General features: G+C 62.3%; 21 protein-coding genes. 2 read left to right on the top strand and 19 right to left on the bottom strand.

Annotated elements, in window-relative coordinates; all coding sequences use genetic code 11:
- Nucleotides 1-9: 9 nt before the first annotated feature.
- The 12 genes from BLU85_RS18075 to BLU85_RS18020 form a co-directional block, all read right to left on the bottom strand.
- On the bottom strand, nt 10-366 hold the full coding sequence (locus BLU85_RS18075) for a PilZ domain-containing protein (protein ID WP_092201924.1): 357 nt from the start codon (nt 364-366) through the stop codon (nt 10-12).
- Nucleotides 367-415: 49 nt separating this feature from the next.
- On the bottom strand, nt 416-1,402 hold the full coding sequence (locus tag BLU85_RS18070; protein ID WP_092168519.1) for a DNA polymerase III subunit delta': 987 nt from the start codon (nt 1,400-1,402) through the stop codon (nt 416-418).
- The gene (tmk, locus tag BLU85_RS18065; RefSeq protein ID WP_092201922.1) at nt 1,395-2,027 is read right to left on the bottom strand and encodes a dTMP kinase; all 633 of its coding nucleotides are present in this window, start codon (nt 2,025-2,027) and stop codon (nt 1,395-1,397) included. Before tmk ends, BLU85_RS18070 begins: the two co-directional genes overlap by 8 nt.
- Nucleotides 2,028-2,047: 20 nt before the next feature.
- Nucleotides 2,048-3,169, bottom strand: a complete 1,122-nt coding sequence (gene mltG / locus BLU85_RS18060) for an endolytic transglycosylase MltG (RefSeq protein ID WP_092201920.1) — start codon at nt 3,167-3,169, stop codon at nt 2,048-2,050.
- A gap of 3 nt (nt 3,170-3,172) precedes the next feature.
- Nucleotides 3,173-3,988, bottom strand: coding sequence for an aminodeoxychorismate lyase (gene pabC / locus BLU85_RS18055; RefSeq protein WP_092201918.1), 816 nt, complete (start codon nt 3,986-3,988; stop codon nt 3,173-3,175).
- Nucleotides 3,988-5,232, bottom strand: a complete 1,245-nt coding sequence (gene fabF / locus BLU85_RS18050; protein WP_060741232.1) for a beta-ketoacyl-ACP synthase II — start codon at nt 5,230-5,232, stop codon at nt 3,988-3,990. Before fabF ends, pabC begins: the two co-directional genes overlap by 1 nt.
- A gap of 108 nt (nt 5,233-5,340) precedes the next feature.
- On the bottom strand, nt 5,341-5,577 hold the full coding sequence (gene acpP / locus BLU85_RS18045; protein WP_003175607.1) for an acyl carrier protein: 237 nt from the start codon (nt 5,575-5,577) through the stop codon (nt 5,341-5,343).
- 191 nt (nt 5,578-5,768) lie between these two features.
- Nucleotides 5,769-6,512 carry a 3-oxoacyl-ACP reductase FabG gene (gene fabG / locus BLU85_RS18040; RefSeq protein WP_092201916.1) on the bottom strand — a complete coding sequence of 248 codons (744 nt, stop codon included), beginning with the start codon at nt 6,510-6,512 and terminating at the stop codon, nt 5,769-5,771.
- A gap of 15 nt (nt 6,513-6,527) precedes the next feature.
- On the bottom strand, nt 6,528-7,466 hold the full coding sequence (fabD, locus tag BLU85_RS18035) for an ACP S-malonyltransferase (protein ID WP_092201914.1): 939 nt from the start codon (nt 7,464-7,466) through the stop codon (nt 6,528-6,530).
- A 122-nt stretch (nt 7,467-7,588) separates the two neighbouring features.
- Nucleotides 7,589-8,599: a phosphate acyltransferase PlsX gene (gene plsX, locus BLU85_RS18030; protein ID WP_092201912.1), complete on the bottom strand. Its 1,011-nt coding sequence runs from the start codon at nt 8,597-8,599 to the stop codon at nt 7,589-7,591.
- Nucleotides 8,600-8,603: 4 nt separating this feature from the next.
- Nucleotides 8,604-8,786, bottom strand: a complete 183-nt coding sequence (gene rpmF, locus BLU85_RS18025) for a 50S ribosomal protein L32 (protein WP_003179396.1) — start codon at nt 8,784-8,786, stop codon at nt 8,604-8,606.
- A gap of 13 nt (nt 8,787-8,799) precedes the next feature.
- Nucleotides 8,800-9,327, bottom strand: a complete 528-nt coding sequence (locus BLU85_RS18020) for a YceD family protein (RefSeq protein ID WP_003204262.1) — start codon at nt 9,325-9,327, stop codon at nt 8,800-8,802.
- Between the two features lie 105 nt (nt 9,328-9,432).
- Here BLU85_RS18020 and BLU85_RS18015 point away from each other — a divergent pair, with 105 nt between their 5' ends.
- Complete coding sequence (locus BLU85_RS18015) at nt 9,433-10,011, top strand: Maf family protein (protein ID WP_092201910.1); 579 nt, start codon at nt 9,433-9,435, stop codon at nt 10,009-10,011.
- 88 nt (nt 10,012-10,099) lie between these two features.
- On the opposite strand, the gene BLU85_RS18010 is transcribed toward BLU85_RS18015, so the two are convergent.
- Genes BLU85_RS18010 through rluC form a run of 3 tightly spaced genes read right to left on the bottom strand, consistent with a single transcriptional unit; the run spans nt 10,100 to nt 12,718 of the window.
- The gene (locus tag BLU85_RS18010; protein WP_092201908.1) at nt 10,100-11,089 is read right to left on the bottom strand and encodes a S49 family peptidase; all 990 of its coding nucleotides are present in this window, start codon (nt 11,087-11,089) and stop codon (nt 10,100-10,102) included.
- Between the two features lie 20 nt (nt 11,090-11,109).
- Nucleotides 11,110-11,772: an HAD-IA family hydrolase gene (locus BLU85_RS18005; protein ID WP_092201906.1), complete on the bottom strand. Its 663-nt coding sequence runs from the start codon at nt 11,770-11,772 to the stop codon at nt 11,110-11,112.
- Nucleotides 11,762-12,718, bottom strand: coding sequence for a 23S rRNA pseudouridine(955/2504/2580) synthase RluC (rluC, locus tag BLU85_RS18000; protein WP_060743156.1), 957 nt, complete (start codon nt 12,716-12,718; stop codon nt 11,762-11,764). Before rluC ends, BLU85_RS18005 begins: the two co-directional genes overlap by 11 nt.
- Before the next feature lie 699 nt (nt 12,719-13,417).
- On the opposite strand from rluC, the gene rne reads away from it, so the two are divergent.
- The gene (gene rne, locus BLU85_RS17995; RefSeq protein ID WP_371914242.1) at nt 13,418-16,606 is read left to right on the top strand and encodes a ribonuclease E; all 3,189 of its coding nucleotides are present in this window, start codon (nt 13,418-13,420) and stop codon (nt 16,604-16,606) included.
- Between the two features lie 225 nt (nt 16,607-16,831).
- Here rne and BLU85_RS17990 read toward each other — a convergent pair whose 3' ends face one another.
- Genes BLU85_RS17990 through BLU85_RS17975 form a run of 4 tightly spaced genes read right to left on the bottom strand, consistent with a single transcriptional unit; the run spans nt 16,832 to nt 21,196 of the window.
- Complete coding sequence (locus BLU85_RS17990; RefSeq protein WP_092201902.1) at nt 16,832-17,422, bottom strand: nucleotidyltransferase family protein; 591 nt, start codon at nt 17,420-17,422, stop codon at nt 16,832-16,834.
- Nucleotides 17,423-17,442: 20 nt separating this feature from the next.
- Nucleotides 17,443-18,414 (bottom strand): XdhC family protein, encoded by a 972-nt coding sequence (locus tag BLU85_RS17985; RefSeq protein WP_092201900.1) that lies wholly within the window; start codon nt 18,412-18,414, stop codon nt 17,443-17,445.
- A complete protein-coding gene (locus BLU85_RS17980) occupies nt 18,414-20,729 on the bottom strand; it encodes a xanthine dehydrogenase family protein molybdopterin-binding subunit (protein ID WP_092201898.1) in 2,316 nt (771 codons plus the stop codon). The genes BLU85_RS17985 and BLU85_RS17980 overlap by 1 nt, the downstream gene beginning before the upstream one ends.
- Complete coding sequence (locus BLU85_RS17975) at nt 20,726-21,196, bottom strand: (2Fe-2S)-binding protein (protein ID WP_060741221.1); 471 nt, start codon at nt 21,194-21,196, stop codon at nt 20,726-20,728. Before BLU85_RS17975 ends, BLU85_RS17980 begins: the two co-directional genes overlap by 4 nt.
- Between the last annotated feature and the right edge of the window lie 160 nt (nt 21,197-21,356).

The following is a 21,356-nucleotide window of genomic DNA, read 5'->3' as shown; positions in this document are numbered from 1 at the left end:
AAGGCCAGGCTACATCGTATGGGTGGGACGGTCGGACTTCAGGGAGCCGGCCAAGTGGGTTTCGATCTGATTGCGGGCCGAATTGTCGCCGTCGTTGAACTGCACGCCTACGCCGGCGGCCCGATTGCCCTGGGCGCCCTTGGGGGTCAGCCAGATCACCTTGCCAGCGACCGGGATTTTCTCCGCCTCGTCCATCAGGCTCAAGAGCATGAACACTTCATCGCCCAAGCGATAATTCTTGTTGGTCGGAATGAACAGGCCGCCGTTCTTGATGAAGGGCATGTAGGCGGCGTAAAGCACCGACTTGTCCTTGATGGTCAGGGACAGGATGCCGTTGCGTGGGCCGGGACTGACAGGTTCGTTCATGCTGATCTCCGCTGCGGTTGAGCTGAGTCTAGTAGCTGGGCCGTGTCTGTCAGTTTCGACCAGGCAAACTCGCCCACTGCACCAGCAGCGCCTCGAGCAACAGCACCCGATTGAGGTTCGCCTTGCTCAGCACCTTCTGCCGTTGGGCAAGAATCCAGTCCTGGATGTTCAAGATTTTATCCTGGCTGCTTTTTTGCGCCAGGTACTGGATCACCTTGCGCATGTCCGCCAACCCCAGGCCCGCCTCGTCTTCGGTCAACTGGTAACGCAGGATCAGGCTCGACCAGTCGCAGAACCAGTCAAACAGCAGGAGTAGCGGAATAGCGTTCCAACCCTCGGCCAGCTGCGTGGGGGATTGCTGCTGCTTGAGCAGTTTCTTCACCCCGTCCACCACCAGGGCCCGCTGTTCACGCACGCCTTGGGCCTGAAGGCTGACAGCCGCCAGGGGCGAACCGGCCGCGAGGGTCAGCAGCTCGATACGTTCTTCATCGGTGTTGTCGGGCAAGGCCTGGGCCAGCCATTGCAAGCTCATCGCTTCGCTCGGCAATGGACAGGCCTGTTGCACGCAGCGACTCTTGATGGTCGGCAACAAGCGACTCGGCTGGTGGCTGACCAACAGCAGCACGGTATCGCCGGAGGGCTCTTCGAGGCTCTTGAGCAAGGCGTTGGCAGCGTTGATGTTCATCGACTCGACCGGCTCGATCAGCACCACTTTGCGCCCACCCATCTGCGAGGTCTGAACCACGAAGCTGACCAGGTCCCGGACCTGGTCGACCTTGATCGCCTTGTCCGCCTCTTCCGGTTCCAGCACGTAATTGTCGGGATGGCTGCCGGCCTTGAGCAGCAGGCAGGACTTGCATTCACCGCAGGCGTTCGAAGCACCCGGCCGCAGGCACAGCAGGCTGGCCATCAGGCGTTCGGCCAGTGCCCGCTTACCGATGCCGACCGGGCCGTGCAGCAGATAGGCGTGGGCATGCTGGGCACGACCGGCCAGTTGCTGCCAGAGACCGTCTTGCCAGGGATAGGCTTCAGCCACGGACACGCTCCAGCAAACGTGGCAGCAAGCCGTCCAGGGATTGCTGGACCTGGGTCAGCGGCTGCGCGGCATCGATCAGCAGGTAACGCGCCGGATCGGCCTTCGCGCGCCCCAGGAAGGCGTTGCGCACGGCATTGAAGAAGTCCTGGCCCTCAAGCTCGAAACGATCCAGCCGGCCACGGGCGCTGGCGCGGGCCAGGCCAATTTCCACTGGCAAGTCGAACACCAGGGTAAGGTCCGGTCGCAGGTCACCCTGGACGAAGGTTTCCAACGCGGCGATGCGCTCCACGGACAAGCCCCGGCCGCCGCCCTGGTAGGCGTAGGTCGAATCGGTAAAACGATCGCAGAGCACCACGGCGCCACGGGCCAGCGCCGGGCGAATCACCTCGGCCAGATGCTGCGCCCGGGCAGCGAACACCAGCAGCAGCTCAGTGTCAGGGTTCATGACCTCTTCAAGGGGGGCCAGCAGAACCTCGCGAATGCGCTCGGCCAGCGGCGTACCGCCCGGCTCACGGGTCAATACCACCTCGATGCCGGCGGCCCGCAGGCGTGCGGCCAGGTATTCGCGGTTGGTGCTCTTGCCGGCGCCTTCCGGGCCTTCCAGCGTTATAAACAAGCCAGTCACGGGGCGATCCTTAATCAAAGTCATTGCGGGCTCGGTGGCTCGCTGGCGTCCGGTTCGGGGGCCGTGTCGGGCGATGCCGCCGGGATCGGCGCCTGCTCGTCCGGCGTTGCCGGGGCCGGGCTGGAGCGGTAGTCGGCACGGCGCTTGAGCTGGAACTCGCGCACCGCGTTGTTGTGCGACTCCAGGTCATCGGAAAACACGTGGCTGCCATCGCCCCGTGCGACAAAGTAAAGGCTGTTCCCCGGTGCCGGGTTCAACGCGGCGTGAATCGCTTCACGTCCCACCATCGCGATCGGCGTCGGCGGCAAGCCCGGGATCAGGTAGGTGTTATAGGGGTTTTCTTCTTTCAAATGGGCGCGGGTGAGTTTACCCGTGTAACGCTCGCCCAGGCCGTAGATCACCGTGGGATCGGTCTGCAGCAGCATGCCCAGGCGCATGCGCCGTACAAAGACGCCGGCAATCTGCCCGCGTTCCTGGGGCACGCCGGTTTCCTTCTCCACCAGGGACGCCATGATCAACGCCTGGTACGGCAAGGTGTAAGGCACATCGGCGGAACGCTGTGCCCACTCTTTGGCAAGCACGTCTTCCAGGCGGTCGTAGGCTTTCTTCAGCAGGTCGACGTCCGAGGTACCCCGCACGAAGCGATAGGTGTCCGGGAAGAACCGACCCTCGGGAAATACGCCCGAATGACCGAGACGGTCCATGACCTGGCTGTCGCTCAGGTCGGTGAGGGTCTGCTGGAGCTTTTCATCCTTGGCCAGTGCGGCGCGCACCTGGCGGAAATTCCAGCCCTCCACCAGCGTCACGCTGTATTGCACCACTTCGCCGCGCTTCCAGACGGCGATCAGGCCTTCCATGGTCATGCCCGGCACCATACGGTATTCGCCGGAGTGCAAGGGCTGGTCGGCAAGATTGAAGCGCCAATAGATCCGCAGCCAGAAAGCGTCCTTGATCAAGCCATCGGCTTCGAGGCGCTTGAGGGTTCCGGTCGGGGTGGTCCCGTTGGGCACGTCCAGCAATTCTTCCTGGGTGATGTTCAGCGGCTGTTGCAGCGCCGAATGAATCTTCCAGGCCGAAGCACCCAACAACAGCCCTGCCAGGACCAGTCCGGTCTCCAGCAGCAGCAAGAATTTACGTCTCACGAATCAAACATCCAATAGCGCACGGGCAAGGGTCTGCAGTTTACGGGTGAGCGGGCCAACCGACCAGCGCGCCGAACCGCATCCGCGTACCGGCCACACGCCATAAACGCTATTACAGACGAAGACTTCATCGGCCTGGTGCAGTTGTTCGAGGCTGATGTCGGTGATTTGCGTGGCGATGCCTTGGGACTTGGCTTGAAACAATAATTCGGCGCGCATCACGCCGGCCACGCCGCAACGGCTCAGGTCCGCCGTGAACAAGACGCCATCGCGCACCAGGAACAGGTTACTGAACACACCTTCGATCACTCGTCCGGACGCGTCCAGCATCAAGCCTTCAGCGTACTGCGTATCGCGCCATTCGGCACGAGCCAGCACTTGTTCCAGGCGATTGAGGTGCTTGAGCCCGGCGAGCAAGGGCTGCTCGGACAAACGCACGGTGCAGGGAAACAGAAGAATGCCTTGGTCGCCATGGACGGCGGGATAGGCGGCCGGCGGACTGCCTTGCAGGATGCGCCTGGCCGGCGTCGAAGGATCGGCGGCATAACCGCGCAGGCTGTCGCCACGGGTCACGATCAACTTCAGCACGCCATCGCCCAGGTCGCGGGCATAGGCATCCAGCTCTGCGTTCAACGCGCTCGTGTCGACGTTGAACGCCAACCGCTGGCAACCTGCTTCCAGGCGCTGCAGGTGACGTTCCAGCAACAGCAGGCTGCCACCGCGTACGGCGATGGTCTCGAACAACCCATCCCCGTAAGCCAGGCCGCGATCTTTCAGCGACAGGACGTCGGCTGGCTGACCGTCGACCCAGCTTTCCATCAACCGGCGAACCGGCGGAACACCAGCGAACCGTTGGTCCCGCCAAAGCCGAATGAGTTGGACAGCACCACATCGATGTCCATGCTGCGGGCAGTGTGCGGCACGAAGTCCAGGTCGCAGCCGTCGTCCGGCTCATCGAGGTTGATGGTCGGCGGCGCCGTCTGGCTGTTGATCGCCAGTACGCTGAAGATCGCTTCCACCGCCCCAGCCGCACCCAGCAGGTGACCGGTCATGGACTTGGTCGAGCTGACCGCCAGCTTGTAGGCGTGCTCGCCGAACACGGTCTTGATCGCCTGGGCTTCGGCCAGGTCGCCGGCCGGCGTGGAAGTACCGTGGGCGTTGATGTACTGCACCTGCTCACCGTTGATTTTCGCGTCACGCAAGGCATTGGCGATGCAACGGGCGGCACCGGCGCCATCGGCCGGTGGCGAGGTCATGTGGTACGCGTCGCCACTGGTGCCGAAGCCGATCAGCTCGGCGTAGATGGTCGCGCCGCGCGCCTTGGCGTGTTCCAGCTCCTCGAGCACCAGCGCACCGGCACCGTCGGACAATACGAAGCCATCGCGGCCCTTGTCCCATGGCCGGCTCGCGCGGGCGGGCTCGTCGTTGCGGGTCGACAGCGCACGGGACGCGCCGAAACCGCCCATGCCAAGACCGCAAGCGGCCATTTCAGCGCCACCGGCGATCATCACGTCCGCTTCGTCGTACATGATGTTGCGCGCGGCCATGCCGATACAGTGGGTACCGGTGGTGCACGCCGTGGCGATGGCGTAGTTGGGCCCCTGGGCACCCAGGTGGATGGACAGGAAACCGGAAATCATGTTGATGATCGAGCCCGGCACGAAGAACGGAGAAATCCGTCGCGGCCCCGAATCGTGCAGCGTACGGCTGGTTTCTTCTATATTGGTCAAACCGCCAATACCCGAACCCATGGCCACGCCGATGCGTTCACGGTTGGCGTCGGTGACTTCCAGGCCAGCGTTACGCACTGCCTGGAAACCGGCTGCCAGGCCGTATTGAATGAACAGGTCGAGCTTGCGGGCTTCCTTGACCGACAGGTATTCCTCGACATTGAAGCCCTTTACCGAGCCGCCAAAACGGGTGGAATAGGCAGAAAGGTCGGTGTGTTCGATCAGACCAATGCCACTGCGGCCAGCCAGAATGCCCTGCCAACTGCTCGGCACATCCGTACCCAGTGGCGACAACATACCCATACCGGTGACTACGACGCGTCTACGCGACACAGCACTCTCCTTTTTCTAATGACGACTTTGCATCAGGCCTAAAGAAAAAACCGCACGCCGTGACGGCAGTGCGGTTTTTCCATGACAGCTAGCGACGACTAAAAACGATTACGCCTGGTGGCTGGTAACGTAGTCGATAGCAGCTTGTACAGTAGTGATCTTCTCAGCTTCTTCGTCAGGAATCTCGGTCTCGAATTCCTCTTCCAGAGCCATCACCAGCTCAACGGTGTCAAGGGAGTCGGCACCCAGGTCTTCAACGAAGGAAGCGGTGTTCACAACTTCTTCTTCTTTAACGCCCAGTTGCTCGGCAACGATTTTCTTGACGCGCTCTTCGATGGTGCTCATACCTTGTTTTCACTCCTAATGGACAAATTCAGGCAGCTGGCCGGTGGGTAAGTGTATAGAAGAACTTTTCGGTTTTTCAACCGAAAGCTTCACTCCTCAAACCCCGCGGCCCGCCGTCTATAAATTGATTGCAGCTTTATAACGGATTTTAGACAGCTCGTATGACATTTTTTTGAAGCAATCCGTCACATTTAACTCATGTACATCCCGCCGTTCACCGGGATTGTAGCCCCGGTCACGTATGCCGCACCGTCCGACGCAAGAAAAGCGACCACGGACGCGATTTCTTGAGCTTGCCCCAGACGACCCAGCGGAATCTGTGTCAACAAGGCGTCGCGCTGTGCTTCCGGCAGTTCACGGGTCATGTCGGTGTCGATGAAACCCGGAGCTACCGAGTTTACCGTAATCGAGCGCGAACCCACTTCACGCGCCAGCGCACGGCTGAAACCTTCCAGACCGGCCTTCGCCGCAGCATAGTTTACTTGGCCTGCGTTGCCCATGGCACCCACAACCGAGCCAATACTGATAATTCGACCCCAGCGAGCCTTGGTCATGCCACGCAGAACGCCCTTGGACAGCCGGAACAGGCTGTTCAGGTTGGTGTCGACGACGTCGAACCATTCGTCATCTTTCATGCGCATCATCAGGTTATCGCGGGTGATACCGGCATTATTGACCAGGATCGCCGGCGCGCCGAACTGCTCCTGAATACTTGCCAGCACCGCCGCAACGGACTCGTCGCTGGTGACGTTCAGCTCCAGGCCGGTGCCCTGGATGTCGTTTTCCTTCAGGGTCGCGGCGATACGCTCGGCGCCCGAAGCGGAAGTCGCGGTGCCGATGACGATGGCGCCTTGACGACCCAGCTCCAGGGCGATGGCCTGGCCGATGCCACGGCTTGCACCGGTCACCAGTGCAACTTTACCTTGCAGACTCATGCAAGTTTCTCCTGTTCAGGCCTGCGCTGCACGGGCGGCGGCGAAGGCATCTGGGGTATTGAGGTTGGAAGTCGACACGCCTTCGGCGCAGCGTTTGTTCAGGCCTGCCAGCACTTTGCCAGGACCGCATTCGACCAGTTCGGTCGCGCCCTTGGCTGCCAGGGTCTGCACCGATTCGACCCAGCGAACCGGCTTGTAGAGTTGTTCCAGCAGATCACGCTTCAAGGTCTCGAGATCAGGCGCCACGTCGGCACTGACATTCTGCACCACGGGAATCTGCGGGGTCTGCCAGTCGATGGCAGCGATGGACTCGGCAAAGCGCTCGGCGGCCGGACGCATCAGTTCACAGTGCGACGGCACGCTGACCGGCAGTGGCATGGCGCGCTTGGCACCACGGGCCTTGCAGCCCTCGATGGCACGCTCGACAGCCGCCTTGGCACCGGCGATGACCACCTGGCCCGGGGAGTTGAAGTTCACCGCGCTGACCACTTCGCCTTGCGCCGCCTCGGCGCAGGCCGCCAGTACATCGGCGTCTTCCAGGCCGAGAATCGCGGCCATGCCGCCCTGCCCGGCCGGAACAGCCTCTTGCATCAACTGGCCACGACGCTCCACCAGCTTCACCGCGGCGCCCAGGCTCAGGCTGCCAGCGGCCACGAGGGCGCTGTATTCGCCCAGGCTGTGACCGGCGACGAATGCCGGACGCGCGCCGCCTTCAGCCAGCCACAGGCGCCACAAGGCGATCGAGGCGGTGAGGATGGCCGGTTGGGTTTTATCGGTTTGATTGAGCCGCTCTTCCGGCCCTTGCTGGGTCAGTGCCCACAAGTCATAGCCGAGCGCATCGGAAGCTTCTTTGAATGTTTCGAGGACCAGCGGGTATTGCGCGCCCAGCTCGGCCAGCATGCCGAGGGACTGCGAGCCCTGCCCTGGAAAGACGAATGCGAGGGAAGCAGACATGAAAACAAAGCCCCTAATGATCTGTCGTCAAAAATTGACGCCCCTGGGGGCGTTAGCAAACTGAAAGTTGGATGGCGGGTTGAACCGACCGGTCACATTTAAGCATTGTCGGACGAAAACGCCTAAGTTAACAAATCCTCGAGGCGACCGTGCAAGCGCTCCGGCAGGTTCTCCTGGATCTCGATCAACGCTCGGTTGATCGCACTTTGGAAACCCTGCACGCCCGCCGACCCGTGACTCTTGATCACGATACCTTGCAGTCCGAGGAAACTCGCACCGTTGTGCCGTGCCGGCGCCAGGTCCGCCTGCAAGCGACGCATCAACGGCAGCGCCAGAGCACCGACCACCCGCGAAGCGAGACTCTGCCTGAACAAGGTCTCGATGCGCTGACCGATCATGGTCGCCAGCCCCTCGCTGGACTTGAGCAGGATATTGCCCACGAAACCGTCACAGACCACCACATCGGCCTCGCCACGGTACAAACCATCGCCTTCGACGAAACCGATGTAGTTGATGCCCCGCGCAGCCTGCAACAACGTGGCCGCCAGCTTGACCTGCTGGTTGCCCTTGATGTCTTCGGTGCCGATGTTCAGCAACGCCACGCGAGGACGGACGATGCCCAGGGTTTCAGCCGCGACCGAGCCCATCACCGCAAACTGCAGCAGATGCTCGGCACTGCAATCGACGTTCGCCCCCAAATCGAGCAACTGACAGAACCCACGCTGGGTCGGGATCGCCGCCACCATCGCGGGCCGGTCGATACCCGGCAAGGTCTTGAGCACATAGCGTGACAGCGCCATCAGCGCACCGGTATTGCCAGCACTGACACAGGCTTGGACCTTGCCATCACGCAACAGCTCAAGGGCCACCCGCATCGAGGCGTCAGGCTTGCCGCGCAGGGCCTGGGCCGGCTTTTCGTCCATGGTGATGACTTCGGACGCCGGGACAATCGCCAGGCGCGCGCGATCCACAGCCGATTGGCCGCTGAGCATGTCTTCCAGGAGGGGGGATTGACCGACGAGGGTCAGGTGCAGCGAGGGTGTGGCATTCAGACAAGCAAGGCTGGCCTGAACAATGCTGCGGGGACCGAAGTCCCCGCCCATTGCGTCAATCGCGATGACTTGAGCGGACAAGTGATTACTCGTCGGCGCCCTTGTCGATCACTTTACGGCCACGGTATACGCCTTCTGGCGATACGTGGTGACGCAGGTGAACTTCACCGGTGGTCTTTTCTACGGACAGGGTGCTAGCCTCGAGAGCGTCGTGCGAACGGCGCATGTCACGGGCAGAGCGGGATTTTTTGTTCTGCTGAACAGCCATAATTGATTAACTCCTAAACGTTTGGGTCACGCTTTAACTGCGCCAATACACTGAACGGGTTGGACCGCGTTACCTCGTCCTCGCTCGGTTCGGGCTCATCTGCTCCCGCCGGCTGCTGGCATTCTTCCGGATGATGAGCAGGCACAATGGGCAAGGCGAGCAGAAGCTCCTCCTCGATCAGTGACTGCAGATCCAATGGATCTTCGCCCAGTTCCAGCACGTCATAACCTTTCGGTAACGACTGGGTATTCGCACCCTCCTTCACCACGGCGTAACTGCATTCGCTGTGGATCGGCAGGGTGACCAGCTCAAGACAACGCTGGCAAACCATTTTGACTTCAGTGTCGATAAAGCTGTGGATAACCACAGATTTACGTTCATCTCGTTCAAAAACGAATTTGGCCTGGACCGTACCGACATCGTCGGAAAGCGGGTCGCAGAGTCTCTTCAAATCGGCCAGCAGCAGTTCACCTTGAAGGGTGGTGCCACGGTCAGCCAATTTGCGCGGGTCAACGTGAGGTGGAATCGGGTCATTCAACATAGGCGCAGCATTATAGGGATGCCCCCGGCCATGTCAAAGGAAATTCAGCCCTGTCCGTCACTTGCGTGCCTCGCTAGAATTCGCCCCCGACTCCTGGAGATGCCCATGCTGCCTTTATTACTTGCCTCAAGCTCGGTCTATCGCCGGGAATTGCTTGCCCGCCTGGGACTGCCGTTCGTCTGCCGCTCACCCGATATCGACGAAAGCCATCGGCCCGGCGAACCCGCCCTCGAACTGGTCAAGCGCCTGGCCCGGGAAAAAGCCCTGGCATTGGCTCAAAGCCATCCAGGACACCTGATCATCGGCTCAGACCAGGTCGCCGTGCTCGGCGAGCGCATCCTGGGCAAGCCTCACACCTTCGAGAACGCCCGCGAACAACTGCTGGCCGCCAGCGGCGCCAAGGTCACGTTCCTGACCGGCCTGGCGTTGCTCAATAGCCAGACGGGCGCCTGCCAGGTCGATTGCGTTGCGTTTGCGGTCAATATGCGCACCCTGGATCCAGAGCGCGTCGAACGCTATCTGCGCGCCGAGCAACCCTACGATTGCGCCGGCAGCTTCAAGGCCGAAGGACTGGGCGTAAGCCTGTTCCAGAGCACCGAAGGACCGGACGCCACCAGCCTGGTCGGACTGCCGCTGATTCGTCTTGTGGACATGTTGCTGGCCGAGGGCGTGCAAATCCCCTGAAGCCCGGGCATTGAGAGTAACCACTGCCAAATACAAAACTTGTGGCGAGGGGCTGCCAGCCTCCCCCCGCATTGAAATCCCAAGGCAATCAGCGCAACGCCGGCCCCTGGAACCCCATCCACATCGCCAGACGCTCGGCGATGCTGGCGCCCAGTTTTTTCGAGAAACGGTCGAGCGGCGACTCTTCGATGGTGAAATCCACCAGTTCCTTCTCGCCAATCACGTCCCGAGCCACCGAACTGGCACTACCCAAGCCATCGATCAGGCCCAGCGGCAACGCCTGCTCGCCCGACCAGACCAGCCCGGAGAAGAGCTCCGGGTGTTCCTTGTCTTTCAAGCGCTCGCCCCGCCCTTTCTTGACGCTGGCGATGAACTGCCTGTGGGTCGTGTCGAGCACGCCCTGCCAGAACGCCGTCTCCTCGGGCTTTTGCGGCTGGAACGGATCGAGGAAGGACTTATGCTCGCCCGCGGTATAGACCCGGCGCTCCACCCCAAGCTTGTCCAGCGTCTCGACGAAGCCATAACCCGCCGCCGTCACGCCAATGGAGCCCACCAGGCTGGCCTTGTCGGCATAGATCTGGTCCGCCGCGCTGGCGATGTAGTAGGCGCCGGAGGCACCGAGGTCGGAAATCACCGCGTAGACCTTGATATCCGGATGCGCCGCACGCAAGCGGACGATTTCGTCATAAACGTAGCCGGCCTGCACCGGGCTGCCACCCGGACTGTTGATGCGCAGTACCACACCCTTGACCTTCGAATCTTCGAATGCCGCCCGCAGACTGCCGATGATATTGTCCGCACTGGCCGCTTCCTTGTCGGCAATCACGCCCTCGATGTCGATGACCGCCGTATAGGCCGAACCACCTCCCGGACTCTTCTTGCCATCAACCGCCTGGAAGATCATCGCCAAGCCGAAAAACAGATAGATGAAGACCAGGCACTTGAAGAAGATCCCCCAGCGGCGCGCACGACGCTGCTCCTCCACCCCGGCCAACAGGGTCTTTTCCAGCAGCTTCCAGCTTTTTTCGTCACCGTTGTCAGCGCTCGCCTTGGCCGGTGCCTTCCATTCATCGGTCATACATGCATCCTCAACAGACTTTAATCGGCGCGCTGGCTCAGCCAGGCGTGCAATTCAGGAAAATGGTCAATCGCCAGTCGCGGCTCGAACGCCTTGAGTGCCTCGATGGACTGCGCACCGTAGCTGACAGCCACCGAACCCATGCCGGCATTGCGCGCCATCTGCAAGTCGAACGAAGAATCCCCCACCATCAACGCCTGTGCAGGCTGCATCCCACAATGAGCCAGTATCTGCTCGAGCATCAGCGGATGCGGCTTGCTGGCCGTCTCGTCGGCGGCACGGGTGATATCGAAATAATCGTCCCAACCATGGGCCTTCAATACCCGATCCAGCCCGCGACGAGCCTTGCCGGTCGCGACCGCCAAGCGGTAACCCTCGCCCTTCAAGGTTTCAAGGGTATGAACCACGCCCTCGAACAAAGGCGAAGGCTCGGCCTCCAGCGCAATGTAGTGATCGGCATAGTGCTGGCGAAAAACCACCAGCTCATCGTCGTCGATCTCCGGGTACAAACTGCGAATCGCTTCCGGCAATCCCAAGCCGATGATGCCCTTCACCGCGAAATCGTCGCACCGGGCAAAACCCGAGCGATCCGATGCGACATGCATCGACTCCACGATCCGACCGATGGAATTGGCAAGAGTGCCGTCCCAATCGAATATCAGCAATTTGTACTCAGGATGCACTCAACCGCTCCACCGTCTTGGCCCACATGTCGTCCACCGGGGCCTGCAATTTCAGCTCGCCGCCATCGGGCAGCGGCACCGTGAGCATATAAGCGTGGAGAAACAGGCGCTTGCCGCCCAGGTCGCGGATTTCCTTGGTGAAATCGTCATCGCCGTATTTGCTGTCACCGGCGATGCAATGGCCGGCGTGCAGGGTATGGACACGGATCTGGTGCGTGCGCCCGGTCACTGGCTTGGCCTCGACCAAGGTGGCGAAGTCGTCGAAACGGCGCAATACCTTGAACACCGTCAGCGCCTCCTTGCCCTCCTCGTTGACTTCGACCATGCGCTCGCCGGAACGCAGGTTGCTCTTGAGCAGCGGCGCACGCACTTGCTTGATGGAAGTTTCCCAGCGGCCACGCACCAGCGCCATGTAGCGCTTGTCGACGCCGTCGCCGCGCAATTGCTCGTGCAGGTGGCGCAACATGCTGCGTTTCTTGGCGATCATCAGCAGGCCGGAGGTGTCACGGTCGAGGCGATGGACCAGCTCCAGTTCCTTGGCGTCCGGACGCAGCTGACGAAAGGCTTCGATCACACCGAAGTTCAGGCCGCTGCCGCCGTGAACCGCAATGCCCGCGGGCTTGTTGATCACGATCAGGGCCTTGTCTTCGTAGACGATCGAGGCTTCGAGGCGTTGCAACAACCCCTGTGCCAAGGGCACCGGCTCATCGCGCTCGGGCACGCGAACCGGCGGCACGCGCACGATGTCACCGGCCTGGAGCTTGTATTCGGGCTTGATCCGACCTTTATTCACCCGCACTTCGCCTTTGCGCAAAATGCGGTAGATCAAGGTCTTGGGCACGCCTTTGAGCCGGGCCAGCAGGAAATTGTCGATTCGTTGGCCGGCATATTCCGGCGAGACCTCGAGCAGTTGAACGCCAGGGGTCGAAGGGGCAGTAGTTGTCATGGCGGCGATCATAACAATTTTTTATGGAATTGAAGCACTTAATCATTGCTGCTATAGTCGCGAACGCCGCCAAAAGTGGCTGGACAGTGGACCAGCGGTTAAAAACCGGCCCTGACCAACGCAATTCACGAGGACGAGAGGCCGTCCTACGGGGCTTTCGCTACGTAACGGTAGAGTTTTCAGGTGTAACGAGCGCAGGTGACATGAGGCCTGAAATACGCCGCAAAGCAGAGTTTTGACTCGCCTTGCGCGCCACATTCACGGCCAGTTCACAAAGTGCAGTCAGCTGCGAACGACCCCGAGCGAGCGCTTCGGAAACAACGCCTAAATTAGCCATGATGCGTGACCTCCCCTTCCGGAGCTCACGGTAAATGCCAACCCGCTGCGGATTCTGCGCGCGGCAGCACCCGAATTATCAGGGATACGTGTAGGGTGGAGACGTACAACCGTCGGACTGTGTAGCACTAGGCTTATATTTAGACGCTTCATCTCGTCCACAGGCGCCGGTTGATTCCTCCTCCTGACTGAGTGCTTGAGTACCAGCAAGCAGGACGCGTCCGTCGCGACTTCGCCATCATTGGGTCGAACTCGCTGGACACTGGAATGGCCTCGCCATCTCCAGGACGCACCTGACACCGACCGTGAGAAGTCGTGTGTGCCGAACGCCGTTTCCGGCAGCCCGGAAACCGACGGTACTACATGAAAAGAATGCTGATTAACGCAACTCAACCCGAAGAGTTGCGTGTTGCACTGGTAGACGGCCAGCGCCTCTACGACCTGGATATCGAATCCGGTGCACGCGAGCAGAAGAAGGCCAACATCTATAAAGGCCGGATTACTCGCATCGAACCAAGCCTTGAGGCTGCCTTTGTCGATTTCGGCTCCGAGCGCCATGGCTTCCTGCCCCTCAAAGAAATCTCCCGCGAATACTTCAAGAAGGCCCCTGAAGGCCGCGTCAACATCAAGGACGTCCTGAGCGAAGGCCAGGAAGTCATTGTCCAGGTCGAAAAAGAAGAACGTGGCAACAAGGGCGCCGCCCTGACCACCTTCATCAGCCTGGCCGGCCGTTACCTGGTCCTGATGCCGAACAACCCGCGTGCCGGCGGCATCTCCCGCCGCATCGAAGGCGAAGAGCGCAACGAACTGCGCGAGGCCCTCAACGGCCTGGTCGCGCCAGCCGACATGGGCCTGATCGTGCGCACTGCCGGCCTGGGCCGCAGCAGCGAAGAAATGCAGTGGGACCTCGACTACCTGCTGCAACTGTGGACTGCCATCAAAGAAGCCTCGCTGGATCGTTCCGCGCCGTTCCTGATCTACCAGGAAAGCAACGTGATCATCCGCGCCATCCGCGATTACCTGCGCCAGGATATCGGCGAAGTGCTGATCGACAGCGTCGAAGCCCAGGACGAAGCCCTGACCTTCATTCGCCAGGTGATGCCGCAGTACGCCAGCAAGATCAAGCTCTACGAAGACAGCGTTCCGCTGTTCAACCGTTTCCAGATCGAAAGCCAGATCGAGACCGCCTTCCAGCGCGTCGTCGAACTGCCGTCCGGCGGCTCCATCGTCATCGACCCGACCGAAGCCCTGGTGTCCATCGACATCAACTCGGCCCGCGCCACCAAAGGCAGCGACATCGAAGAAACCGCCCTGCAGACCAACCTTGAAGCCGCCGAGGAAATCGCCCGTCAGTTGCGCCTGCGCGACATCGGCGGCCTGATCGTCATCGACTTCATCGACATGACCCCGGCCAAGAACCAGCGCGCCGTGGAAGAAAAGGTCCGTGAATGCCTGGAAGCCGACCGCGCCCGCGTACAGGTCGGTCGCATCTCGCGCTTCGGCCTGCTGGAAATGTCCCGTCAGCGCCTGCGTCCGTCCCTGGGCGAAAGCAGCGGCATCGTTTGCCCGCGTTGCAACGGCACCGGCATCATCCGTGACGTGGAGTCGCTGTCCCTGGCGATCCTGCGCCTGATCGAAGAAGAAGCCCTGAAAGACCGCACCGCCGAAGTTCGCGCCCAGGTGCCGATCCCGGTGGCCGCGTTCCTGCTCAACGAAAAACGCAACTCGATCACCAAGATCGAACTGCGCACCCGCGCCCGCATCGTCATCCTGCCGAACGATCACCTCGAGACGCCGCACTTCGAAGTGCAGCGCCTGCGCGATGACAGCCCGGAAGCCCACACCAATCAGTCCAGCTACGAAATCGCTGCCGCTGCTGCCGAAGTGGAAGAAGTCCAGCCGGCCGCCGCCACTCGCACCCTGGTTCGCCAGGAAGCCGCGGTCAAGACTGCTCCGGCCCGCGCCAACGCTCCGGTTCCGACCGAAGTGGCCGCTCCGGTTGCCGCCCCGGCCGCAGCCCCCGAGCCAAGCCTGTTCAAAGGCCTGGTGAAGTCGCTGGTCAGCCTGTTCGCCACCAAGGAAGAACCCGCTACCCCGGCCGTCGTCGCCAAGCCTGCCGCTACCGAGCGTCCTGCCCGCAACGAAGAACGCCGCAACGGTCGTCAGCAGACCCGCAACCGCAACGGTCGTCGCGATGAAGAGCGCAAGCCTCGCGAAGAACGTGCACCGCGTGAAGAACGTGCGCCACGTGAGCCGCGTGAAGAACGCCAGCCGCGCGAAGCCCGTGAGGAAGCGCCAGCCGTAGCCCGCGAAGAACGCGCACCGCGTCCGCCGCGTGAAGAACGCCAGCCACGCGCACCGCGTGAAGACCGCAAGCCACGTGGCGAGCGCGAAGAACGTGTTCGTGAGCTGCGCGAGCCACTGGATGCCGCCCCGGCTGTGGCTGCCGCCACCGCTGAAGAGCGTCCAGCCCGCCAGCCTCGTGAAGAACGCGCACCGCGTCCTCCACGTGAAGAACGCCAGCCACGCGCCGAGCAGGCAGCCGCCGCTGCCAGCGAAGAAGAAGTGCTGAATGCCGAAGAGCAGTTGCAGGAAGATGGCCAGGACACCGCCGAAGGCGATCGTCCACGCCGCCGCTCCCGTGGCCAGCGTCGTCGCAGCAACCGTCGTGAACGTCAGCGCGACGCCAACGGCAACGTGATCGAAGGTTCGGAAGAGTCCGAATCCACCGAGAACGCCGAAGCGCCAAGCGCCGCGGACCTGGCTGCCGGCCTGGCCGTGACTGCGGCCGTTGCCAGCAGCGCGATCAGTGCCCCGGCCGAAGCCCAGGCTCACGAACAAGCCGAACGTGCCACCGCTGCGGTGGAAAGCGCGCCGGTTGAAGCGCCAGTGGTCGAAGCCACCACCCCGGTAGAAGTCACCGCCTCGCCAGAAGTGGAACTCGCACCGGCTCATGAAGCCCAGCCTGAAGCCGAAGTCGCCGTCGAGCCTGCACCGGTCGTCGAGGCTCCAGTCGTTGCTGCCGAACCGGTCGTCGAAGCACCGGCCGAGGAAAAGGCACCAGAGCCTGTCCGCGAAGAGCAGACTGCGTTCAACTGGAGCGCCGAGCCAGCCGCACCGGCACCTGTTGTCGAGCCTGAGCCGGCACCAGAGCCCGTGAAAGCGGTCGAGCCAGAAGTGGTCGAGCCTGCTCCAGTGGTCGAGGCGCCGGTGGTTGCCGAAGCCCCTGCCCCGGTGGAGCCTGCACCTGCCAGCGCCCTGACCGCGAATGGCCGTGCACCGAACGATCCACGTGAAGTGCGTCGTCGCAAGCGTGAAGCCGAGCGTCTGCAGAAGGAAGCCGAACAAGCTGCCGCTGCCGCCGCCCAAGCGCCTGCTGCCGAGCCTGCGCCAGTCGTGGAAGAAGTCGCCGAGGCAGCCCCTGCCCCGGTCGCCGAAACCCCGGTTGAATCGGCTCCGACGTTCGACGAACCTCAGCATACCGCTGAAGAAATCGCACCGCGTCACCCTGAAGCCCTGGAAAAAGAGCACGAGCCTAAACCTCACGCCTGATTCCAACGCCCAGTAAAAAGCCCCGCCCGGTGACCCCAGGCGGGGCTTTTTTATGCCTTCAGAGTTATCCACAGGGAGACTGGGACCAGGCACAAGACTTATGCCCACTGAAGATCCAATGTGGGAGCGAGCTTGCTCGCGATGGCGCCGGGTCAGCTTGCATCAATGCTGAAGTCAGACCGCTTTCGCGAGCAAGCTCGCTCCCACAGGGTTCTGCGTCGCCTGTTATTTGAAGACCAGCGCCTCTGGCACATCCACATCCCAGGTCACGCCAGGGTCATCCACCGGCACTTCGACCACTTGCGCCCCGGCAAACAATACCTTGGCGCCGCGATCGCCGGTCAATGCCATCAGTTTCGGCCCAAACCCACGACCAAACCCCACCGGATGCCCGTACTCACCGGCCAGGACCGGCACGCTGATGCCGTCCGTGCGAATCGCCGCCACCACCTGCTCGATGCTCGACGGCAGGATGAAGGGCATGTCACCCAGCACCATCAGCCAGCCATCAAGCTCAGGGCAGGCCTGGACACCGGCGGCAATGCTGTCGCCCAAGCCAGGGGAGTCCAGCTCCACGACATCGCAGCCATAGGCCTGGGCCATGCGAATGGCTTGCGGTCGATCCTTGCTCGTCACCAGCACGCGCTTTTCCAGGGAGGCTGGCAGATTCACCAGCACCTGCTCGATTACCGAGCGCACGGCACCGTCACGCCCGGTGCAATCGGCGAGCAATTTATCCTTGCCGGGGCCTGCAATCCGGCGAAAACGGCTGCCCGTTCCGGCCGCCAGGATGATCACGCCAATCGACTCGCTCATACGCCCTCCTTACCCACGGCTTACAGCGGTTTTTTCTGCCGCAGTTCCACGCCATTCTTGATGGCCACGATTTCGGCCAGCAGCGACAAGGCGATTTCCGCCGGGGTATGGCTGCCGATGTGCAAGCCGATCGGTCCATGCAAGCGGTCAATCGCCTCCGCAGACAAGCCTAGCTGAGCCAGGTTGTCCCGGCGTTTCTGGCTGTTGACCCGCGACCCCAGGGCGCCGACATAAAAAGCCTTGGAGTCCAGGGCCGTGAGCAGCGCCATGTCGTCCAGGCGTGGATCATGGGTCAGCGCCACAATGGCCGTGCGCTCGTCGGTCTGGATGCCCAACACGGCTTCGTCGGGCATCCCCGAGACGAAGCGCCCATGCTGCTCTTCCCAACCATAGACGAACTCCTTGCGCGGATCGCAGATCAGCACTTCGAAGTCCAGCAGCCGGGCCATTTCCGCCACGTAGCGCGACAATTGCCCGGCACCGATCAGCAGCAACCGCCAACGCGGGCCGTAAATGGCCCGCAGCACCTGCCCATCGAACACCAGGGCGTCGGTCTTGCTGGCCGGGGTCAGGACCACGTTGCCACTGGTCAGCGTCAGCTCACGGGCGACGATTTCATGGGCCTCGCAGCGCTCCAGCAACGCTGCGACCCACTGCGGATCGCCCACCCGCTCCTCGGTCAGGCGCAGGGTCCCGCCGCACGGCAGGCCGAAGCGCGCCGCCTCTTCGCGGGTGACGCCATAGGTGATCAGTTGCACCGGCGGACCGTCCGCCGGAATACGGCCGTCATGCAGCCGGGCGATCAGGTCATCCTCGACACAACCGCCCGACACCGAACCGATCACCACGCCATCTTCGCGCAGGGCCAGCATCGCCCCCGGCGGCCTTGGCGCAGTGCCCCAGGTCTGGACCACGGTGAACAACACCACCCGCTGCCCGGCGCGGCGCCACTCGAGCACGCTGCGCAGGACATTCAGATCGACGCTGTCCATCAGGCCTTGGCCTGTTGCCAGCCTTGCAGCTGATAGCGCACAGGCAGGTTACGGATACGCTGGCCGGTGGCGGCGAAAATCGCATTGCACAGGGCCGGCGCAATCGGCGGCACGCCCGGCTCGCCGACACCCCCCAACGGCACCTCACCCGGTGGCGTGACCAGGTGCACGGCCACTTCCTTGGGCGCCAGGGACATGCGCGCCACTTCGTACATATGGAAATTGTCCTGCTGCACCTTGCCATCCTTGAAACTGATTTCGCCCACCATGGCATTGCCCAGGCCCATGACGCAGGCGCCTTCGAATTGGGAGCGGATGCGCTCGGGGTTGATCTGCGGGCCGCAGTCCACGGCGATGTCCGCCTTGTGCACGATCACCGTGCCATCGTCCTTGACCTCCACCTCGAGCACCGCCGCCACGTAGGTGACGAAGCTGTAGTGCACTGCCAGCCCCAGGCCACGGCCCTTGGGCAGTTCCCGGCCCCAACCGGCGGCCTTCGCGGCGGTTTCCAGCACCGTGCGGATCCGCGCCGTATCAATCGGGTAACGCTCGGGGGATTCGCCGTAGTTCCATTCTTCGCTCAAGGTACGCGGATCGATCTTACGGTCCGGCCCGAGCAATTTGACCTGGTACTTCAGCGGATCCTGGCCGGCTTTGTGAGCCAGTTCGTCAATGAAGCTCTGGATTGCGAAGCCGTGAGGAATGTTCGACACCGAGCGATACCAGCCCACCCGGGTATGGGCCACCGCTTCGGGGTTTTCCAGGCGCAGGTTGGGAATGGCGTAGGCCATGTTGGTCACGCCCATGCCTATTTCGAACGGCGCCTCGTGAGTCATACCCGGTGCGAACAGTGCGGTGATGCTCGGGGCTACGGTGCGGTGCAGCCAACCGGACGGCATGCCGTCCTGGTTCAGGCCGGCCTTGAGGTATTCGGCCGATACGGTGTGGAAGTACGAGTGATGAATGTCGTCCTCGCGGGTCCATTGCACCCGTACTGCCTGGCCGGGAAACTCCTTGGCGAGGACCGCCGCCTCGACGACAAAGTCTGGTTTCGACTTGCGTCCGAAACCGCCGCCCAGCAACGTGATGTTCACCGTGACCTTCTCGAAAGGAATACCCAGGCGTTCGGCGACACGTTCACGGGTCACCTGTGGCGCCTGGCTCGGCGCCCAAGCCTCGCATTGGCCGTCCTTGAACCGGGCGACGGCAACCATCGGTTCCATGGGGGATTGGGACAGGTGCGGCAAGTAATACGACGCCTCCAACGTCGAATCAGCCTTGGCCAGCGCATCGTCGAGGTCACCGCTGCTGCGCACGACTTTTCCGGGCTTGAGGGCGGCCGCTTCCAGTTCCTTGCGATAGGCAATGGAGTCATAACCGGCATTCGGGCCATCGTCCCACTGGATTTTCAGCGCCTCGCGGCCCTTGATCGCCGCCCAGGTGTTCTTCGCCACCACCGCTACGCCGCCCAACGGCTGGAATTCCGAGGGCAGCGGACGTCCCTCTATCTGGACCACCTTGACCACGCCCGGCACCTTCAGCGCCGCACTGCTGTCCACGCTCTTGACCTTGCCGCCATAGACCGGCGGACGCGCGATGACCGCATAGAGCATGCCGTCGAAATGCACATCGGCACCAAACACCGCACGACCGTTGACGATGTCCGCGCCATCGATGGCCCGGCTCGCTTCCTTGCCGATGTAGCGGAACTCCGATGGCTGCTTGAGACGCAAGCTGTCACGGGCCGGCACGGGCAAGGCACTGGCGGCGGCAGCCAATTCGCCATAGCCCAGTTCACGTCCCGAAGGCTGGTGCAGCACTTTGTGCAGTTGGGCATGGCATTCACCCACCGGGACCTTCCACTGGGCGGCAGCGGCCAGTTCCAGCATGGTCCGGGCGGCAGCCCCGCAACGGCGCATCGGCTCGTACCAGTGACGCATGCTGCGCGAACCGTCGGTGTCCTGGTTGCCGAAACGCGCCTCATCGGCCGGCGCCTGCTTGACCTTGACGAGCGCCCAGTCAGCGTCCAGTTCGTCGGCGACCACCATGCTCAGGCTGGTGCGCACGCCCTGGCCCATTTCCGAACGGTTGCAGATCACGGTCACGCTGCCATCGGTGGCAATGCTGACGTACACCTTCGGGTCGTCGACCGCGCCATGGGGCATGCCCTCGGCGCCGAATTTCTTTTCCTCGGCAAAGGCATCCGGCAGGCCCCAGGTGGCCGCCAGCACCAGCACGCCGGTGGCGCTCGCACCCTTGAGGAAACCACGGCGGCTGAGGTTGCTCAGCACGAAATCATCGGGCAAGCGGCTCATGCCTTGGCCTCCTTCAGGTGAGTGGAAGCCTGGCGGATCGCGGTCTTGATCCGGTTATACGTGCCGCAACGGCAGATGTTGCCGACCATGGCTTCTTCGATCTGCTCATCGCTCGGGTTGGGGTTGGTCTTGAGCAACGCGGTGGCGGACATGATCTGCCCGCCCTGGCAGTAACCGCACTGGGCCACCGCCGTGTCGAGCCAGGCCTTCTGGACAATTTGCCCGACCGGGTCGGCATGAAGCCCGTCGATGGTGCTGACGTCCTGCCCTTTCACCGAGCCGATTGGCGTGATGCAACTGCGCGCCGGGGCGCCGTCGATGTGGATGGTGCAGGCGCCACACAGGCCCAGGCCACAGCCGAACTTGGTGCCGTTGTAACCGGCCACATCCCGGATAGCCCACAGCAGCGGCATGTCCTCGGTCACATCCAGTTGATGGTCTTTTCCATTGAGTTTCAGGGTAATCATGGGCACGCCCGCACAATAATTCGAGTGATGGGGTCGAGCAATCTGCCGCTTGGGTAACGGGTCGGTTGTTGCAGACTGGCTCAGGCTGATCGGGCTCTCTTATGCAGGCGCACACAGGCGTCTGCATCGGGCCTTTAGGATGCGATGGTCGCATCGTTAG

It is taken from the genome of Pseudomonas sp. NFACC14, from assembly GCF_900106885.1.
GTDB lineage: Bacteria > Pseudomonadota > Gammaproteobacteria > Pseudomonadales > Pseudomonadaceae > Aquipseudomonas > Aquipseudomonas fluorescens_AA.
Note: the sequence above shows the minus strand (reverse complement) of the source record. Positions and strands in the feature narration are given on the sequence as shown.

What these genes read in the sequence shown, in the direction of transcription:
- BLU85_RS18075 (WP_092201924.1), bottom strand. Translation starts at nt 366, where the DNA reads ATGAACGAACCTGTCAGTCCCGGCCCACGCAACGGCATCCTGTCCCTG.
- pabC (WP_092201918.1), bottom strand. Translation starts at nt 3,988, where the DNA reads ATGGAAAGCTGGGTCGACGGTCAGCCAGCCGACGTCCTGTCGCTGAAA.
- acpP (WP_003175607.1), bottom strand. Translation starts at nt 5,577, where the DNA reads ATGAGCACCATCGAAGAGCGCGTCAAGAAAATCGTTGCCGAGCAACTG.
- fabG (WP_092201916.1), bottom strand. Translation starts at nt 6,512, where the DNA reads ATGAGTCTGCAAGGTAAAGTTGCACTGGTGACCGGTGCAAGCCGTGGC.
- fabD (WP_092201914.1), bottom strand. Translation starts at nt 7,466, where the DNA reads ATGTCTGCTTCCCTCGCATTCGTCTTTCCAGGGCAGGGCTCGCAGTCC.
- rpmF (WP_003179396.1), bottom strand. Translation starts at nt 8,786, where the DNA reads ATGGCTGTTCAGCAGAACAAAAAATCCCGCTCTGCCCGTGACATGCGC.
- BLU85_RS18020 (WP_003204262.1), bottom strand. Translation starts at nt 9,327, where the DNA reads ATGTTGAATGACCCGATTCCACCTCACGTTGACCCGCGCAAATTGGCT.
- BLU85_RS18015 (WP_092201910.1), top strand. Translation starts at nt 9,433, where the DNA reads ATGCTGCCTTTATTACTTGCCTCAAGCTCGGTCTATCGCCGGGAATTG.
- BLU85_RS18010 (WP_092201908.1), bottom strand. Translation starts at nt 11,089, where the DNA reads ATGACCGATGAATGGAAGGCACCGGCCAAGGCGAGCGCTGACAACGGT.
- rluC (WP_060743156.1), bottom strand. Translation starts at nt 12,718, where the DNA reads ATGACAACTACTGCCCCTTCGACCCCTGGCGTTCAACTGCTCGAGGTC.
- rne (WP_371914242.1), top strand. Translation starts at nt 13,418, where the DNA reads ATGAAAAGAATGCTGATTAACGCAACTCAACCCGAAGAGTTGCGTGTT.
- BLU85_RS17990 (WP_092201902.1), bottom strand. Translation starts at nt 17,422, where the DNA reads ATGAGCGAGTCGATTGGCGTGATCATCCTGGCGGCCGGAACGGGCAGC.
- BLU85_RS17985 (WP_092201900.1), bottom strand. Translation starts at nt 18,414, where the DNA reads ATGGACAGCGTCGATCTGAATGTCCTGCGCAGCGTGCTCGAGTGGCGC.
- BLU85_RS17980 (WP_092201898.1), bottom strand. Translation starts at nt 20,729, where the DNA reads ATGAGCCGCTTGCCCGATGATTTCGTGCTGAGCAACCTCAGCCGCCGT.
- BLU85_RS17975 (WP_060741221.1), bottom strand. Translation starts at nt 21,196, where the DNA reads ATGATTACCCTGAAACTCAATGGAAAAGACCATCAACTGGATGTGACC.